Source organism: Pseudomonas sp. ICMP 460, assembly GCF_002723595.1.
Taxonomy (GTDB): Bacteria; Pseudomonadota; Gammaproteobacteria; order Pseudomonadales; family Pseudomonadaceae; genus Aquipseudomonas; species Aquipseudomonas kitaguniensis.
The window spans coordinates 44,304-57,397 of sequence record NZ_LKBR01000029.1 but is presented as its reverse complement, the minus strand read 5'-3'; the positions used below and the strand labels follow the sequence as shown (position 1 = coordinate 57,397).

The 13,094-nt window shown below is 57.7% G+C and carries 11 protein-coding genes; 5 read left to right on the top strand and 6 right to left on the bottom strand.

The window, feature by feature from the left end; genetic code table 11:
* Nucleotides 1-1,617 (bottom strand): lipase family protein (locus tag AO240_RS19205; RefSeq protein ID WP_099238374.1); only part of this gene is annotated, 1,617 nt, incomplete at its 3' end.
* A gap of 10 nt (nt 1,618-1,627) precedes the next feature.
* Nucleotides 1,628-2,404, bottom strand: a complete 777-nt coding sequence (locus tag AO240_RS19200; protein ID WP_099238366.1) for a hypothetical protein — start codon at nt 2,402-2,404, stop codon at nt 1,628-1,630.
* Between the two features lie 366 nt (nt 2,405-2,770).
* On the opposite strand from AO240_RS19200, the gene zapE reads away from it, so the two are divergent.
* The gene (zapE, locus tag AO240_RS19195; RefSeq protein ID WP_099238364.1) at nt 2,771-3,874 is read left to right on the top strand and encodes a cell division protein ZapE; all 1,104 of its coding nucleotides are present in this window, start codon (nt 2,771-2,773) and stop codon (nt 3,872-3,874) included.
* Nucleotides 3,875-4,038: 164 nt separating this feature from the next.
* Nucleotides 4,039-4,530, top strand: a complete 492-nt coding sequence (locus AO240_RS19190) for a GNAT family N-acetyltransferase (protein WP_099238362.1) — start codon at nt 4,039-4,041, stop codon at nt 4,528-4,530.
* 100 nt (nt 4,531-4,630) lie between these two features.
* Here AO240_RS19190 and AO240_RS19185 read toward each other — a convergent pair whose 3' ends face one another.
* From AO240_RS19185 to AO240_RS28665, 4 genes are all read right to left on the bottom strand, one after another.
* Nucleotides 4,631-4,852 (bottom strand): hypothetical protein, encoded by a 222-nt coding sequence (locus tag AO240_RS19185; RefSeq protein ID WP_099238360.1) that lies wholly within the window; start codon nt 4,850-4,852, stop codon nt 4,631-4,633.
* Nucleotides 4,853-4,994: 142 nt separating this feature from the next.
* Entirely contained in the window at nt 4,995-7,235 is a 2,241-nt protein-coding gene (locus AO240_RS19180; RefSeq protein WP_099238358.1) for a TonB-dependent siderophore receptor, read from the bottom strand.
* A 139-nt stretch (nt 7,236-7,374) separates the two neighbouring features.
* Nucleotides 7,375-9,117: a phosphoethanolamine transferase CptA gene (locus AO240_RS19175; protein ID WP_099238372.1), complete on the bottom strand. Its 1,743-nt coding sequence runs from the start codon at nt 9,115-9,117 to the stop codon at nt 7,375-7,377.
* 165 nt (nt 9,118-9,282) lie between these two features.
* Complete coding sequence (locus tag AO240_RS28665; RefSeq protein ID WP_162839866.1) at nt 9,283-9,444, bottom strand: DUF6026 family protein; 162 nt, start codon at nt 9,442-9,444, stop codon at nt 9,283-9,285.
* 283 nt (nt 9,445-9,727) lie between these two features.
* Between AO240_RS28665 and gnd the strand changes: the two genes are divergently transcribed.
* Genes gnd through AO240_RS19160 form a run of 3 tightly spaced genes read left to right on the top strand, consistent with a single transcriptional unit; the run spans nt 9,728 to nt 13,052 of the window.
* Nucleotides 9,728-10,711: a phosphogluconate dehydrogenase (NAD(+)-dependent, decarboxylating) gene (gene gnd, locus AO240_RS19170; RefSeq protein ID WP_099238356.1), complete on the top strand. Its 984-nt coding sequence runs from the start codon at nt 9,728-9,730 to the stop codon at nt 10,709-10,711.
* Complete coding sequence (gene zwf / locus AO240_RS19165; RefSeq protein ID WP_099238354.1) at nt 10,708-12,231, top strand: glucose-6-phosphate dehydrogenase; 1,524 nt, start codon at nt 10,708-10,710, stop codon at nt 12,229-12,231. The genes gnd and zwf overlap by 4 nt, the downstream gene beginning before the upstream one ends.
* On the top strand, nt 12,228-13,052 hold the full coding sequence (locus AO240_RS19160) for an HAD family hydrolase (protein WP_099238352.1): 825 nt from the start codon (nt 12,228-12,230) through the stop codon (nt 13,050-13,052). Before zwf ends, AO240_RS19160 begins: the two co-directional genes overlap by 4 nt.
* Nucleotides 13,053-13,094 lie beyond the last annotated feature (42 nt).

Sequence of the window (13,094 nt, the reverse complement as noted above, 5' to 3'; positions counted from 1 at the left end):
GGCGGCGTGCTGGGTAATGGTGTCGCAACCGGGCTGCCAGAGGATGGAAGAGGTTTCTTTGCCGCCCAACTCCACCGGGAGGAAGTGGCGTAATGTGCCGTGGTGTTCATACGGCTCGCCGCTGAGGTTGGTGATGCCCGCTACGAACACCGAGAGGCCGACAGGCACGTTTACGAAGGTTAAGGCGGCGCCAGTCGCGTAGACCGGGGTTTTTGTGTTCATCCATGTGCCGGGCACGCTGGGCACCGGGTCGTTGTGGTTGACCATGCGGTAATGCACCAGGTTGGCGGCCGCTTTTACGAAGGTGGCATCAGCCGCTCTTGGGGCGCCGTAGGTGTAGAGCGTGATGTCGTAGTCAAAATCCTCTCTGCGGCGTAGCATTTCCGAGAGCAGCAAGGTAATGGCACCGCCCAGGCTGTGACCGCAGATGATCAGCTTTTGGCCGGTGTAGAACTTCTCGAGATACTGGGTCGTGAGTTCGTAGACTTTGAGTGCAGCCTCGTAGAATCCTCGGTGGACGTTGCCCACACCTTCCACAAAGGGTACTTGGAGTGCATCGGCATCACGCAGGGCGTCCGCGATTATTTCATTGGTGCCGCGTACGGAAATTAGAACCAACTCATCGTTGTGCGTGATGAATGCTTGAGTGTCGGTGTTATCAATTTGGTCTCGATCATCCAGAAAGTGAATGCTGGCCGGGTGCTCCTGTTTTTCTTCTAAATCCGGGCTGTTCGCTGGGTACAGATCAGGGTCAAACGGTACGATTTCCAGACGTTTGGAATACGGCACGTCTTCGTATAGCGGGTAGTACGCGGTGGTTTGGGAGGGGTCCACTGTCCAGATTTCATCGAATTTGGCCAACGCATCACCGAACCAGTTACCCATGCCTGGTTTGCTCGGGAAACTAACATTCTTGTCTCTGATGGGTGGCTTGTCGGGCTCCTGCCCAAACGGGTGGTAGCTCAAGGTGGCCATAATGGCGAGCTGATACAGGTTCAGCGCACAGAACTGCGGGTCTGTAGACAGCATCGGACACAGGGCCCGTAAAGGGCGAACCTCCAACACGCTGTGTTTATTCGCGAGCAGGCAGACCCCGCGTTTTCCATGCTCGCCCATCAGTGAAGCCCAGCGCCGCATGGCCGGGTATTGGCACTCGACTTCAGGCGGCAAATGCGCAACATGATCGACGAAATGACGAACTTCGACCTGGAAGAAAAAGTCTGCACACGCTTGTGCGGGGTTTGTTGAAGTGCGCGAGCCGTCTTTATGAAGGTGGTGGGTTTGCTCGGCGCGAACTTGCAGTTCGGTGATTGGGAGTGGGTAGTGTTTGCGCCGCTGTAGATCCTCGTAGGGGCGGGCTGTGCCAGTATATTTATGTGCAAGAATTAAGGTGATGGGGCCCGCAAAATGGTCGTTTACTTTGCCCGCGCCACTGCTGTCGAGCCTGGCTTCGTATACATAACCTTCTGTATCAATAACTGTGTAGGCAAGTCCTGCATATGGCTGTCCCTCACCGTTTTCATCAACTAACTGAAAGCTGGTCCATTTGCCTCGAATAGGGCATGTTAGCATACGGCTATTTAACGGGTGCTTTAGCTCATCATCCAACTTGCTCATTGAAGCTTCCTTATTCTGTGCAGCTTGGATAAATAGTGCAACTACGCCCATCCGGCATTTTAAAGCTGCTGAAGTCCTTATAATTGCCACGGCAGTAACCGCGTTGATCTTCGGGGCCTTCGCCCCTGCAACGTTTCCAACCGTTGGGGACTTTGAACCATGTATCACCCCAGCCTGGCCTTTCCTCTTCAGCCAACTTGATCTTCAGCGTTACGGTTTTACCCGGTAGTTGATCCAAGGTGTAAGCCCCTACAGGACGCCCTTTAGTCACCACGCCCTGATCATCAATTTTTTTACAGTCGAGCCCCTTCGAAAGGCGGCGCTTTGGCCCTTGCGTGCGGAACAGCCATTGACACTGGCCATTTATCGCGCCCTGTCCGGTAGAGTCAAAAGCCCCTTTATACTGCTCCTCCAGTTGCTCCCTGATAATAATCATCGCTGAATCTGCGCCGAAGTCGCCACGCGCTTTTCCATAAGCGCCATAAACTTTAAGTTCAACGCGATAGATGACTAATGGGCAACCTTCAACGGTGCGATAGATAGGGATTTCCAAGTCACGCTTGTAGCGTTCTTTATAATCCAGGTGCCATCTTTGGTTGTAACCTATGTGAGGCTTTTTAACCGTGCATGTTTCTCCCTTGGCAGGTGCGTACCTGGCGACTGCCTCGTAAGTGAAGTCAGGAGGAAAGTCAGCCATGAAGGTGAAACTTTCCGACTTCCCGATAGCACAGCCTGTTGTCAGAACTACGCTGGCCCCCAACACAAGCGTTTTAAACATAGGCGTCATAGCGAGGCCTTAAGTTGCACGGACCTATCGCCGTAGGCAATGCGGTACATTTGCTCATTAACATTCGCCTGTTCCTTGTCGACCCTGGAGTAGCCGAACTCACGCGCCTATGAGCGTGCGGAGGCTAAAACTCAGGTTAAACAAGATACAAAACGAAAATATGCAGGAAACTTCCTATATCTAAGTGGAATTTTCTCTGATTCAGGGCGGGAGCACTTAATCGTCAGGGTTTCCCTCATCAACCACGGCCAAATTCTGCTCCTAAAACCTTTTTTGCCTCTGCCAAGCCGCCCCAGCTTTACCTGTTGCGCGCGCAAGGCAAGATTTTACGGCCAGGTTATCTCTCGGTAAGCCATAATCGCACGCATGACTTTTGACTCGCCTCTAGCCGCCTACCAACACGCCATCGCCCAGCAAGGCTTCGTCACCGACGCGGCCCAGCACCGGGCGGTGCAAGCCCTGCAAAGCTGTCACGAGGCCTTGCACCAAGGCCTTTCGCCAGCCGGCGTTTACCTGTGGGGGCCGGTGGGGCGCGGTAAAACCTGGTTGATGGACCAGTTTTATCAAAGCCTGCGCGTGCCTGCGCGGCGTCAGCATTTTCATCATTTTATGGGCTGGGTGCATCAGCGTTCGTTTCAGCTCAGCGGCATCCAGGACCCGTTGCAGGTCTTGGCGCGTGAACTCAGCCAGGCAGTGCGTGTGCTGTGTTTCGATGAGCTGTTTGTCAGTGATATTGGCGATGCGATTATTCTGGGGCGCTTGTTTCAAGTGATGTTCGAGGAGGGCGTGGTGGTGGTCTGCACCTCGAATCAGCCTCCCGATCAGTTGTATGCCGGCGGTTTCAATCGCGAGCGTTTTCTGCCGGGCATTCAGGCGATCAGGCAGCATATGCAGGTGGTGGCGGTCGACGGCGATGAAGATCATCGTTTGCACCCTGGCGCGGCCGTGCAGCGCTATTGGGTGCGGCAGCCGGATGCGCTTGGTGCGGTTTTCAACGCACTAAGCGCAGGGCAGCCGGCCAGTCGCGGCCCGGTCAGTGTCGGCTTTCGCTCGGTTGTGGCGGTGCAGTCCAGCGATACGCTGCTTTGGTGTCGTTATGCCGACCTGTGCGAGCAGCCGCTGGCGGCCATGGACTTCATGCTGCTGTGCGATCGCTTCAAGGCGATTCTGCTTGGCGAGGTGCCCAGCCTGAGTGCGCAACAGCGCCCGGGCCGGATCGCACGGGGCACCGAAGACGCCGCACAGCGCGTGGTGGCCGGGGATCGCGAGTTGCCGCAGTTGTCGGTACACGATGACAGTGTGCGGCGTTTCATTGCGCTGGTGGACGAGTGCTATGACCGCAAGGTGCCGTTGTTCATTGAGGCCCGAGTGCCGCTGGAAGGTCTCTACACCGAAGGCTACCTGGAGTTTGCATTCCGGCGCACGCTGAGCCGCTTGCAAGAGATGCAACTGCAACGCTTCGGGACGTAGGAAAAACCGTCGTACACGCCGAATGTCGGCGCTGGATACGCACACTCTTAGTCCTTTCAGTCGGGCATTTGTGTTTAATCTCCTTCATCCGGCGCCGGCTGCAGGCTTACAATCGTGTGCCTCAAAGGGAACCGATTCCCTTGTTGTGGTTATTGAGGAAGGCAATGGATACCCCGGATATTCTGGTGCTGCAAGCCAGCTACACCAACCCCGTGCACGCCGAGGCCATCGGCCTGGTGCTCAACCAATACGCTAAACACCCAATGGGCGGCGGTCATCCTTTGACCGCCGACCTTTTGCAGCAACTGCCGGCGGAGCTGGCCAAGCGCGCGCATGCGTTCAGCGTGCTTGCGTTTGTCGGCGGCGAGCCGGCAGGGCTGATCAATTGCTTTGAAGGGTTCTCGACGTTCGCTTGCCGCCCGTTGATCAACGTTCACGACGTGGCGGTGGTGAATCAGTTTCGTGGCCTGGGGTTGAGTCAAAAGATGTTGCAGAAGGTTGAGGAAATCGCCCGTCAGCGAGGTTGCTGCAAGATCACGCTGGAGGTGCTTGAGGGCAATGATGTGGCACAGTCAGCGTATCGCAAGTTCGGTTTTGATCAGTCGACCTTTGATCCGGCCCATGGGCGTATGCTGTCCTGGAGTAAACCGCTTTAATAAATAAAGCGCAAAAAAAGGCGCCACTTAAGGCGCCAAGTTAACTGTTTACCAATGGAGCGGAATGGCAAAGGGTGATGCGGGTTAACTAACGATTAAATCAGCTGGCAGGCTGTTGTTCTGCACTGGGTTGTTCGACAGTGTTCGGCTTAACAGTCTTGCCATCGGCAAGCGCCGTTGGATCAGTCGTGCCGTGAGTCTTTTGCTGCATGAAGGCGAAGTTGTTGTAAAACTCCTTGGAGCGCTCTGAACCGCCCTCTGCAAAGGCGGCGGCAGAGGTCAGCGTCATCAAGGTAGCAAGCATCAACGTCGAGAGTTTCATTGAGGTATTCCCATTAAGTGTGATCGGTATCCGCCTCGTCCTTGATCAGATTCATGGGGCGAGTCTGGCGGCACCTTGTTAAGTGGGAGTTAACGCAAAGGGGCCTTGAGGTTAACAATATTGTTAACCTCAAGGCGGCTAATTAAAGCCTCCAGTCCAGCGCAAGTGTCACGGAGCGCGGGTCACCCCAATACACGCCGTTATAAAAGCCAACGCGCTCGTAATATTTTTTATCAAATAGATTATTGACGTTAACCGAAGCCGAAACATGCTCGTCGAACTGGTAGCGTGACATCAGGTTGACCACGGCGTAGGCCTGCTGGGCGATTTTGGCGCGGGTGGTGATCAGGTTTCCCTTGTCGTCCCGCGCGCCGGTCGGCCGATTGCTGAAATCATAGACATCGCTCTGCCAGTTCACCGCGCCGCCCACGGTCAGCTTGCGCCAAACGCCTGGCAGCCGGTAAGCGCTGGAGACCTTCAGCAGGTTGAGCGGCTGTTGGGTATTGTTGCGTTTGCCCGAGCCGTACACCGAGTGGGTGTAGGTGTAGCCGGCGGTCAGGTTCCAATCGGGCATCACTTCACCGGCGACCTCCAGTTCGAACCCCTTGACCTTGTTACCTTTACCTCCGGATGTGTAGTACTCCTCACGCGTGACAGGGTTCGGCGGCACCGAATCGTCCAGTTCGGCGACGTTGTCCTGGGTGCTCCAGAAGTACGCCGCCGCAAGGTTCAGGCGCTCGTTCAGCACGCTGCCCTTGAGGCCGACCTCGTAGTTACTGCCCACCACCGGCTCAAGGTATTTCTTGTCGACATCGCGCGCGCTTTGCGGCTTGAAAATATCGGTGTAGCTCGCGTAAACCGTGTACTCCGGCGTGATGTCGTAGAGCAGCCCGGCGTAAGGCGTCCACATATCGTTGTGCACCTGGCGGGTTTTGTCGGACGCGGTCAATTGGTCGTTGGCATCATATTCGGGGGTTGCACTTTGCAGTTCCCAACTGCCGTAGCGGCTGCCGAGCACGGCGTGCAAACGGTCCGTCAGGCTCAGGCGTGTGGCCAGGTAGCCGGCTTTCTGTTTTTTGCTGCTGTGTTCGCCCTTCAGGCCCGTGACGGTGTCGGGGAATTTGCCGATCCCGCCCATGTATTTCCAGTCTTCAATGTTGCTGTATCCGTCAGGTGATGGGTCTCTGCGCAGGAAGGGTGAAGCATCGCGTTGCGCGGCTTCGCCATACCCCATCATCATTGCGTGTTCGCGGCCGAGCAGCGAATAGCTGCCAGCGAGGTTGAGGTCTATGGCCTCCATTCTCGAGGTGCCGAGCATATGGCTGGACCATCCTTGCATGCCGCTGCGATCCGCGTTGGGGAAGCCCGCGCCGCCGTAATACACCTTGCCGTCGGTGTCACTTCGCCGATGGGTATAGGCCGCCTTGAGGTGCCAGTCGCCAGCGATTCGATGGTCCAGCGTGGCGAACGCGGTCTTGTCGGTCAGCGGCCAGGAACTCCAATCTGCCGCCATGTTGGTTGCGCGCGACAGGCCGGCCTTGCCACCCTCGCTGTTCCAGTAAGGCACGGTGCCCCACGTGGTGCCTTGTACTTGCTTGTTCTGGTAGTCAAAGCCTGCCGCCAGCACGGTATCGTCGGAAATGTCGCCTTCCAGAATCCCGTAGCCGACCGACCGCTGCAGCGCGTAGTTATCACGGTATGACTTGCTGTCGCGGTAGGCCAGCACCGTGCGTGCGCGCAACCTGCCGTCAAATGCCAGCGGGCCGCCCACGTCTACGTAGCTGTAGTAATTGTCATGGCTGCCGGCACTCACCGAGGTGCTTGCCTGCCACTGCGCAGTGGGGCGCTTGCGCACCATGTTTACCGTGGCCGAGGGGTCGCCTGCGCCGGTGGTCAGGCCCGTGGCGCCGCGTACAACCTCAATGTGGTCGTAGATGATGGTGTCGGCGTCCGACTTCATGTAGCCGAAGGTATTGAGCATGCCGTCAATCTGGTAATTGCTGATGCCGTAACCCCGCGAGGAATAGGCGGCGCGGTCGGAGTCATAGTGTTGCACGTTGACCCCGGTGGTCTGGCGCAGCACTTCGGTCAGCGTATTGAGGTTGAAGTCGTCCATGTGCTGACGGGTGATGACCGAGATCGATTGCGGGGTTTCCTTGATCGACAGGTTCAGCTTGGTCGCGGTATTCATCGAACCGGTGGTGTAGGCCCCGGTGTGCTCGGTATTCGCGCCCAGGCCTTCGGCAGTGATGCGCGTGCTGCCCAATTGCAGGGCGTTGGTCGGGGTGTGTTCGGGGTCGGTTTCAGCCAGCAACTCAGGGCTCAGTGTTACGCTGAACAGGCCAAGGGTGAAGGTCATGGAACGGGTAAAAGGCGCAAACATCGGGGCAAGCTCCTTGTCGTCTTTGAGGCCACCCCGGAAAGGGAAGGCCATGGATCAAAGACGAAAGGAGTGGGGCGACTTTAGGTCTAAACGAGAATTGTTGTTATCTGTATGTTTCAGAGCCGTGACTACTTGGCGACTACTTGGCGACTACCTCGGCGCTGTCTGGCTTCTTCGGCTTGATCAGGCTGAAGTCAATCAAGCCCTTTTTCTGGGCTATATACGGATCGCCAATGATCAGCGGGCGCGGCTTGAAGCTGTCGTTGACCAGGCTTTTGCTGCGGTCCCATTCATCGAAACTCAGCCCGGCAAGATCCGCCCAGGTGTGAATCAGTTGCGCGCTGCTAAAAGGCCGCTGCAGGTCGCTGGCGAAGCTCCAGTCGTGTGTTTCACGCCATTTCGGTGAGGCATAGGCCATGAACGGGATGGTGTACATCGGCGCCGTTGGCTTGCCCTCGTTGCGCCCAAGGGTGTTGTGGCCTGGCGAGTCGAACACGTCTTCGCCGTGGTCCGAGAGGTAGAGCAAAAAGCCATTCGGGTCGGTTTTGGCGTAGTCCTTGATCAGGCTGGAGACCACGAAGTCGTTGTACCGCACCGCGTTGTCGTAGCTGTTGTAGGTGGCCAGTTGCTCGTCACTCACGCCAGCCGGTACGCCCTGGCGATCGGTGAACGTGTCAAAGGTCGGCGGGTAGCGGTACTGGTAGCTCATGTGGGTGCCGAGCAGGTGCACCACGATGAACTTGCGCTCGGTGGGGTCGGCCAGTGCCTTGGCGAAAGGCGCCAGCACGTCACCGTCGTATTGGCGAGCGTTCTGGTTGCGGTTGTTATTGAGGTACACCTGCTCGTCGGCCTGTTCGGAAAAGGTCGTGAGCATGGTGTTGCGCTTGGTCATGGTCTGCTGGTTGGTGATCCAGTAGGTTTTATAGCCGGCCTGCTTCATCACGCTGACAATCGACGGCGTTTTCAGGTAAAGGTCCGGGTTTTCTTCGTCGGCGAAGGTCAGTACCTGTTGCAGCGCTTCAATGGTGTAGGGGCGCGGGGTAATGACATTATTGAACACCGCCAGTTGGTCGCGCAGCTTGTCCAGTTCCGGCGTGGTGTCGCGCGGGTAACCGTAAAGGCTCATGCGCTGGCGGTTGGTGGATTCGCCGATCACCAGCACCAGGGTCGACGGCTGGCCGGCCATGCTGTCCTTGAGGTTCTTCAAGGGCGCAATCTGGCTGGCGCTGGTGAGCATGCCTTGCATGCTGTTGAGCTGCTCGGTGTAGCGGCGATAGGCGACGATCATCTGCCAGGGCACTGCGGGCTCTACACGTGATTCAAAACCGTCGATCGCGAGTGCCATGGTCGGGTTGGTCGCAATCTGTTTCACCAACGGGTAACCGACCACCGCCAAAACGATCGCGGTGGCGGCCAAAATCGACTGGCCGCGCGGCAGGTACACCGGGCGCAGGCGGCTCCACAGCCAAACAGCCAAAGCGGTATGGGCGATGAACGCCAGCACAATCCACCACGCGAAGTATTGGGTCGCGTATTCGCCGGCTTCAGAGATGTTCGACTCGAACATGATGAAGATGACGCTCTGCGAAAACTCCTGCTGGTAGATGAAAAAATAGCCCAGGCTGGCCATCGAGCAGGCCCACAGTACCACGCCGATCAAGGCGGCGAGCAAGCGTGTACGGCGCGGGAACAGCAGCATCGGCGCCAACCACAGCGCACTCAGGAAGAAGGCTTGGCGAAAGCCACTGAAGCCGGACGTGCCGGTCAGTTGGATGAGTAATTGGGTAATACCCGAGAAATACCAGAAAAACATGAACAGCCAGCCAAGGCCTGCCCAGTCAAAACCTTTCGCAGACTTGGTGCTGCGTTTGAACATCGCCATCCAGTGCTCCAACCCGATCATTTTGCAGTTGACGCGCAACAGCGCACGCAACAGAGGCCACCCATGCATGGGGTAGCCTTTGAGGGCGGGAGTATCGGGAGGTAGATGTGAAAACTTTGTGAGATTTTCGTGTGGGTTATCTTACACAGTGCTCAAACGCCGGTTTCAGCACAGCGCAGGGTGTGCGCCTGAAGGCTGATCCAGCTGGGCCTGGAGGTGTGAGCGCAGGCGCAGGACCTCTTGCTGAAGCTGATCGCGCTGGTCTTTCAACTGGCGCAATTCATCGCGACGGACGGTAACGTAAAGCGTCTGTGGCGGGCGTGTCATGGGTGCTGTGCTCATTGCTTACCTCGCAAATAGCCGGTAAATCGCGGTGCCGAAACGCTTTAGTCGAGGTTTTCGGCAACAGTCGAGGCAATTCTGAATTCTTTTTTGAGCCAATGGAACTTTTTTATTTTTGATTGTCGCTGTGACTTTTTGCAGGGTGTTGCTGAAACGTTCGACTTTTTTGTCATGAAACTCCACGGATCCGCTCTGGACTAACCCTCATTAGCCTCATTGCGCTATAAACTATGTCACACATTTATTACGTAGTTAGGAGCATCAGCACATGCAACTGGGGATTATCGGACTAGGCCGCATGGGCGGTAACATCGCACGGCGCCTGATGCTCAATGGGCATACCACCGTTGTATATGACCGTAACGAAGCATTCGTCAAAGGCTTGAGCGAAGAGGGCGCCACCGGCGTCGCCGACCTTGAGGCTCTGGTAGCCGGGCTGCAAAAGCCGCGCGCGGTATGGGTGATGCTGCCGGCCGGCGCACCCACCGAAGACACCATCAATACCTTGAGTGAGCTGCTTGAAGACGGTGACGTGATCATCGACGGCGGCAACAGCATGTATAAAGATGACATACGCCGCGCCAAAGCCCTGTCGGAAAAAGGCCTGCACTACGTCGACGTCGGCACGTCCGGCGGCGTCTGGGGCCTGGAACGTGGCTATTGCATGATGATCGGTGGTGACGTCGAAACCGTGCAGCGCCTCGACCCGATCTTCGCCAGCCTGGCCCCTGGCCTGGGCAACATCCCGCGCACCAAGGACCGTTCTGCCAGCGCTGATACCCGCGCCGAGCACGGCTATATTCACGCCGGCCCAGCGGGTTCCGGGCACTTCGTGAAGATGATCCACAACGGCATCGAGTACGGCATGATGCAGGCCTTCGCTGAAGGCTTCGACATTCTCAAGACCAAAAACTCGGAAAACCTGCCGGAGCACGAGCGCTTCGACCTGAACGTCGCCGACATCGCCGAAGTCTGGCGCCGTGGCAGCGTGGTCTCGTCGTGGTTGCTCGACCTGACCGCCGACGCCCTGGCCACCGACCCGAAACTCGACGGTTACTCCGGCTCCGTGGCTGACAGTGGCGAAGGCCGCTGGACCATCGAAGCCGCCATGGAGCAGGCAGTGCCGGTTCCGGTGCTGTCGACGTCGTTGTTTGCACGCTTCCGTTCCCGTCAGCAAAGCACCTACGGTGACAAAATGCTGTCTGCCATGCGCTTCGGCTTTGGCGGCCACGTGGAGACTTCCAAAAAATGACCGCTAACGGCAAGAAACCCAAGGCCGAAACCGCACCGCCGACCACGTTGTTCCTGTTTGGCGCGCATGGCGACCTGGTCAAGCGCCTGCTGATGCCGGCGCTTTACAACCTGCGTCGCGACGGGCTGCTGGGCGACGGCCTACGCATTGTCGGCGTGGATCACAACGCCATCAGTGACGCCGATTTCGCCAAGAAGCTCGAAGACTTTATTCGCACCGAAGCCGCTAGCAAGGTCAAGGGCAATGGCGAAGACGCACTCGACCCGGCGCTGTGGGCGCAGTTGGCCAAAGGTATCAGTTACGTCGAGGGCGACTTTCTCGACGACAGCACCTACGCCGACATCGGCAAGAAGATCGCCGACAGCGGCACCGGCAACGCGGTGTTCTACCTGGCCACTGCACCGCGCTTCTTCAGTGAAGTGGTGCAGCGCCTCGGCAGCGCAGGTTTGCTGAATGAAACCGATGAAGCGTTCCGCCGCGTGGTGATCGAAAAGCCGTTTGGTTCGGACCTCGCCACCGCCGAGGCGTTGAACGCCAGTTTGCTCAACGTCATGAGCGAGAAACAGATCTATCGCATCGACCATTACCTGGGCAAGGAAACGGTACAGAACATCCTGATCAGCCGTTTCTCCAACGTGCTGTTCGAAGCATTCTGGAACAACCATTACATCGATCACGTGCAAATCACGGCGGCAGAAACCGTCGGCGTCGAGACCCGCGGTAATTTCTTCGAAAAAACCGGCACGCTGCGCGACATGGTGCCCAATCACTTGTTCCAGTTGCTCGCGATGGTGGCCATGGAGCCGCCGGCGGCGTTTGGCGCCGATGCGGTGCGTGGTGAAAAGGCCAAGGTGGTCGGCGCAATCCGCCCCTGGTCGCTGGAAGATGCGCGCGCCAACTCGGTACGTGGCCAATACACCTCTGGCGAAATTGGCGGCAAGCAGCTTCCCGGTTACCGTGAAGAGGCGAATGTAGCGCCTGACAGCAGCACCGAAACCTTCGTCGCCCTCAAGGTGATGATCGACAACTGGCGCTGGGTCGGCGTGCCGTTCTATTTGCGCACCGGCAAACGCATGAGCATTCGCGACACTGAAATCGTGATCTGCTTCAAGCACGCACCGTACGCGCAGTTCCGCGATACCGACGTGGATGAACTCAAGCCGACCTATCTGAAAATCCAGATCCAGCCGAATGAAGGCATGTGGTTCGACCTGTTGGCGAAAAAGCCTGGGCCAACCCTGGAAATGGCGAATATCGAGCTGGGTTTCGACTACAAGGATTTCTTCGAGATGCAGCCGTCGACGGGTTACGAAACCCTGATCTACGATTGCATGACCGGCGATCAGACCCTGTTTCAACGTGCCGACAACATCGAAAATGGCTGGCGTGCGGTGCAGCCGTTCCTTGATGCCTGGCAGCAGGATGACGGCATTCAAGCCTACAAAGCCGGTGAAGATGGCCCGGCCGCTGCCGATGCCTTGCTCGCCCGCGATGGTCGCACGTGGCATAGCCTCGGATGAGTGACGTTCCGGTGCATCCCATCCAGTTTGTATTAAGTGACATGGACGGCACGCTGTTAGGTCCCGATCACCTGCCAAGCCAGCGCACCCTCGACGCGGTGCGTGCCTTGCGCGCCGCCGGGGTGTTTTTCAGCCTGGCCAGCGGGCGCCCGCCCAAGGCCATGTTGCAGATGGTCGAGGCGTTCGGCATCGATGTGCCCGTGGCGGGGTTTAACGGCGGTACGTTGATCAACCCGGATGGCAGCGTGCTGTTGGCGCACCATCTGCCGGCCGAGGCGGCGCTGGTGACGCTGGCGCTGTTTTCAGGGCAACCGGACGTTGAAGTCTGGTTGTTTGCCGACGGTGATTGGCTGCGCCGTGACCCGCCGGGGCCGATGGTTGCCGTCGAGGCGGCTGGCCTCGGCTACGGGCCGAAGGTAGTGGAAAGTTTCGAGCCGTACCTGGATCGGGTCGACAAGATCGTTGCGGCCAGTCGTAACGCGCCGTTGCTGGTCGAGTTGGAGGCGCAGTTGCAACCCAAGGTGCAGGGGCTGGCGCATGTATCGCGTTCGCAACCGATTTACCTGGACGTGACCGCGATGCAAGCGAACAAGGGCGACGCCTTGAAAACCCTGGCTGCGCACCTCGGTGTCGCGCTGGAACACACGGCGGCGATAGGTGACGGTGGCAATGACCCGGCGATGTTTAATGTCGCCGGGTTCTCGATTGCCATGGGCCAGGCTGAAGAAGCCGTGAAGCGTCAAGCCAGCGTCGTTACCGGCAGTAATGTCGAGGATGGCGCTGCGCAAGCCATCGAGCGGTTTATGCTGGCCGCGCACTAAGCGCTAACTTCCGGTCATTCTTCCGATCATTGTTGTTGCACA

Coding starts and splice junctions, on each gene's coding strand:
- AO240_RS19200 (WP_099238366.1), bottom strand. CDS start 2,404: ATGACGCCTATGTTTAAAACGCTTGTGTTGGGGGCCAGCGTAGTTCTG.
- zapE (WP_099238364.1), top strand. CDS start 2,771: ATGACTTTTGACTCGCCTCTAGCCGCCTACCAACACGCCATCGCCCAG.
- AO240_RS19190 (WP_099238362.1), top strand. CDS start 4,039: ATGGATACCCCGGATATTCTGGTGCTGCAAGCCAGCTACACCAACCCC.
- AO240_RS19185 (WP_099238360.1), bottom strand. CDS start 4,852: ATGAAACTCTCGACGTTGATGCTTGCTACCTTGATGACGCTGACCTCT.
- AO240_RS19180 (WP_099238358.1), bottom strand. CDS start 7,235: ATGTTTGCGCCTTTTACCCGTTCCATGACCTTCACCCTTGGCCTGTTC.
- AO240_RS19175 (WP_099238372.1), bottom strand. CDS start 9,117: ATGGCGATGTTCAAACGCAGCACCAAGTCTGCGAAAGGTTTTGACTGG.
- AO240_RS28665 (WP_162839866.1), bottom strand. CDS start 9,444: ATGACACGCCCGCCACAGACGCTTTACGTTACCGTCCGTCGCGATGAA.
- gnd (WP_099238356.1), top strand. CDS start 9,728: ATGCAACTGGGGATTATCGGACTAGGCCGCATGGGCGGTAACATCGCA.
- zwf (WP_099238354.1), top strand. CDS start 10,708: ATGACCGCTAACGGCAAGAAACCCAAGGCCGAAACCGCACCGCCGACC.
- AO240_RS19160 (WP_099238352.1), top strand. CDS start 12,228: ATGAGTGACGTTCCGGTGCATCCCATCCAGTTTGTATTAAGTGACATG.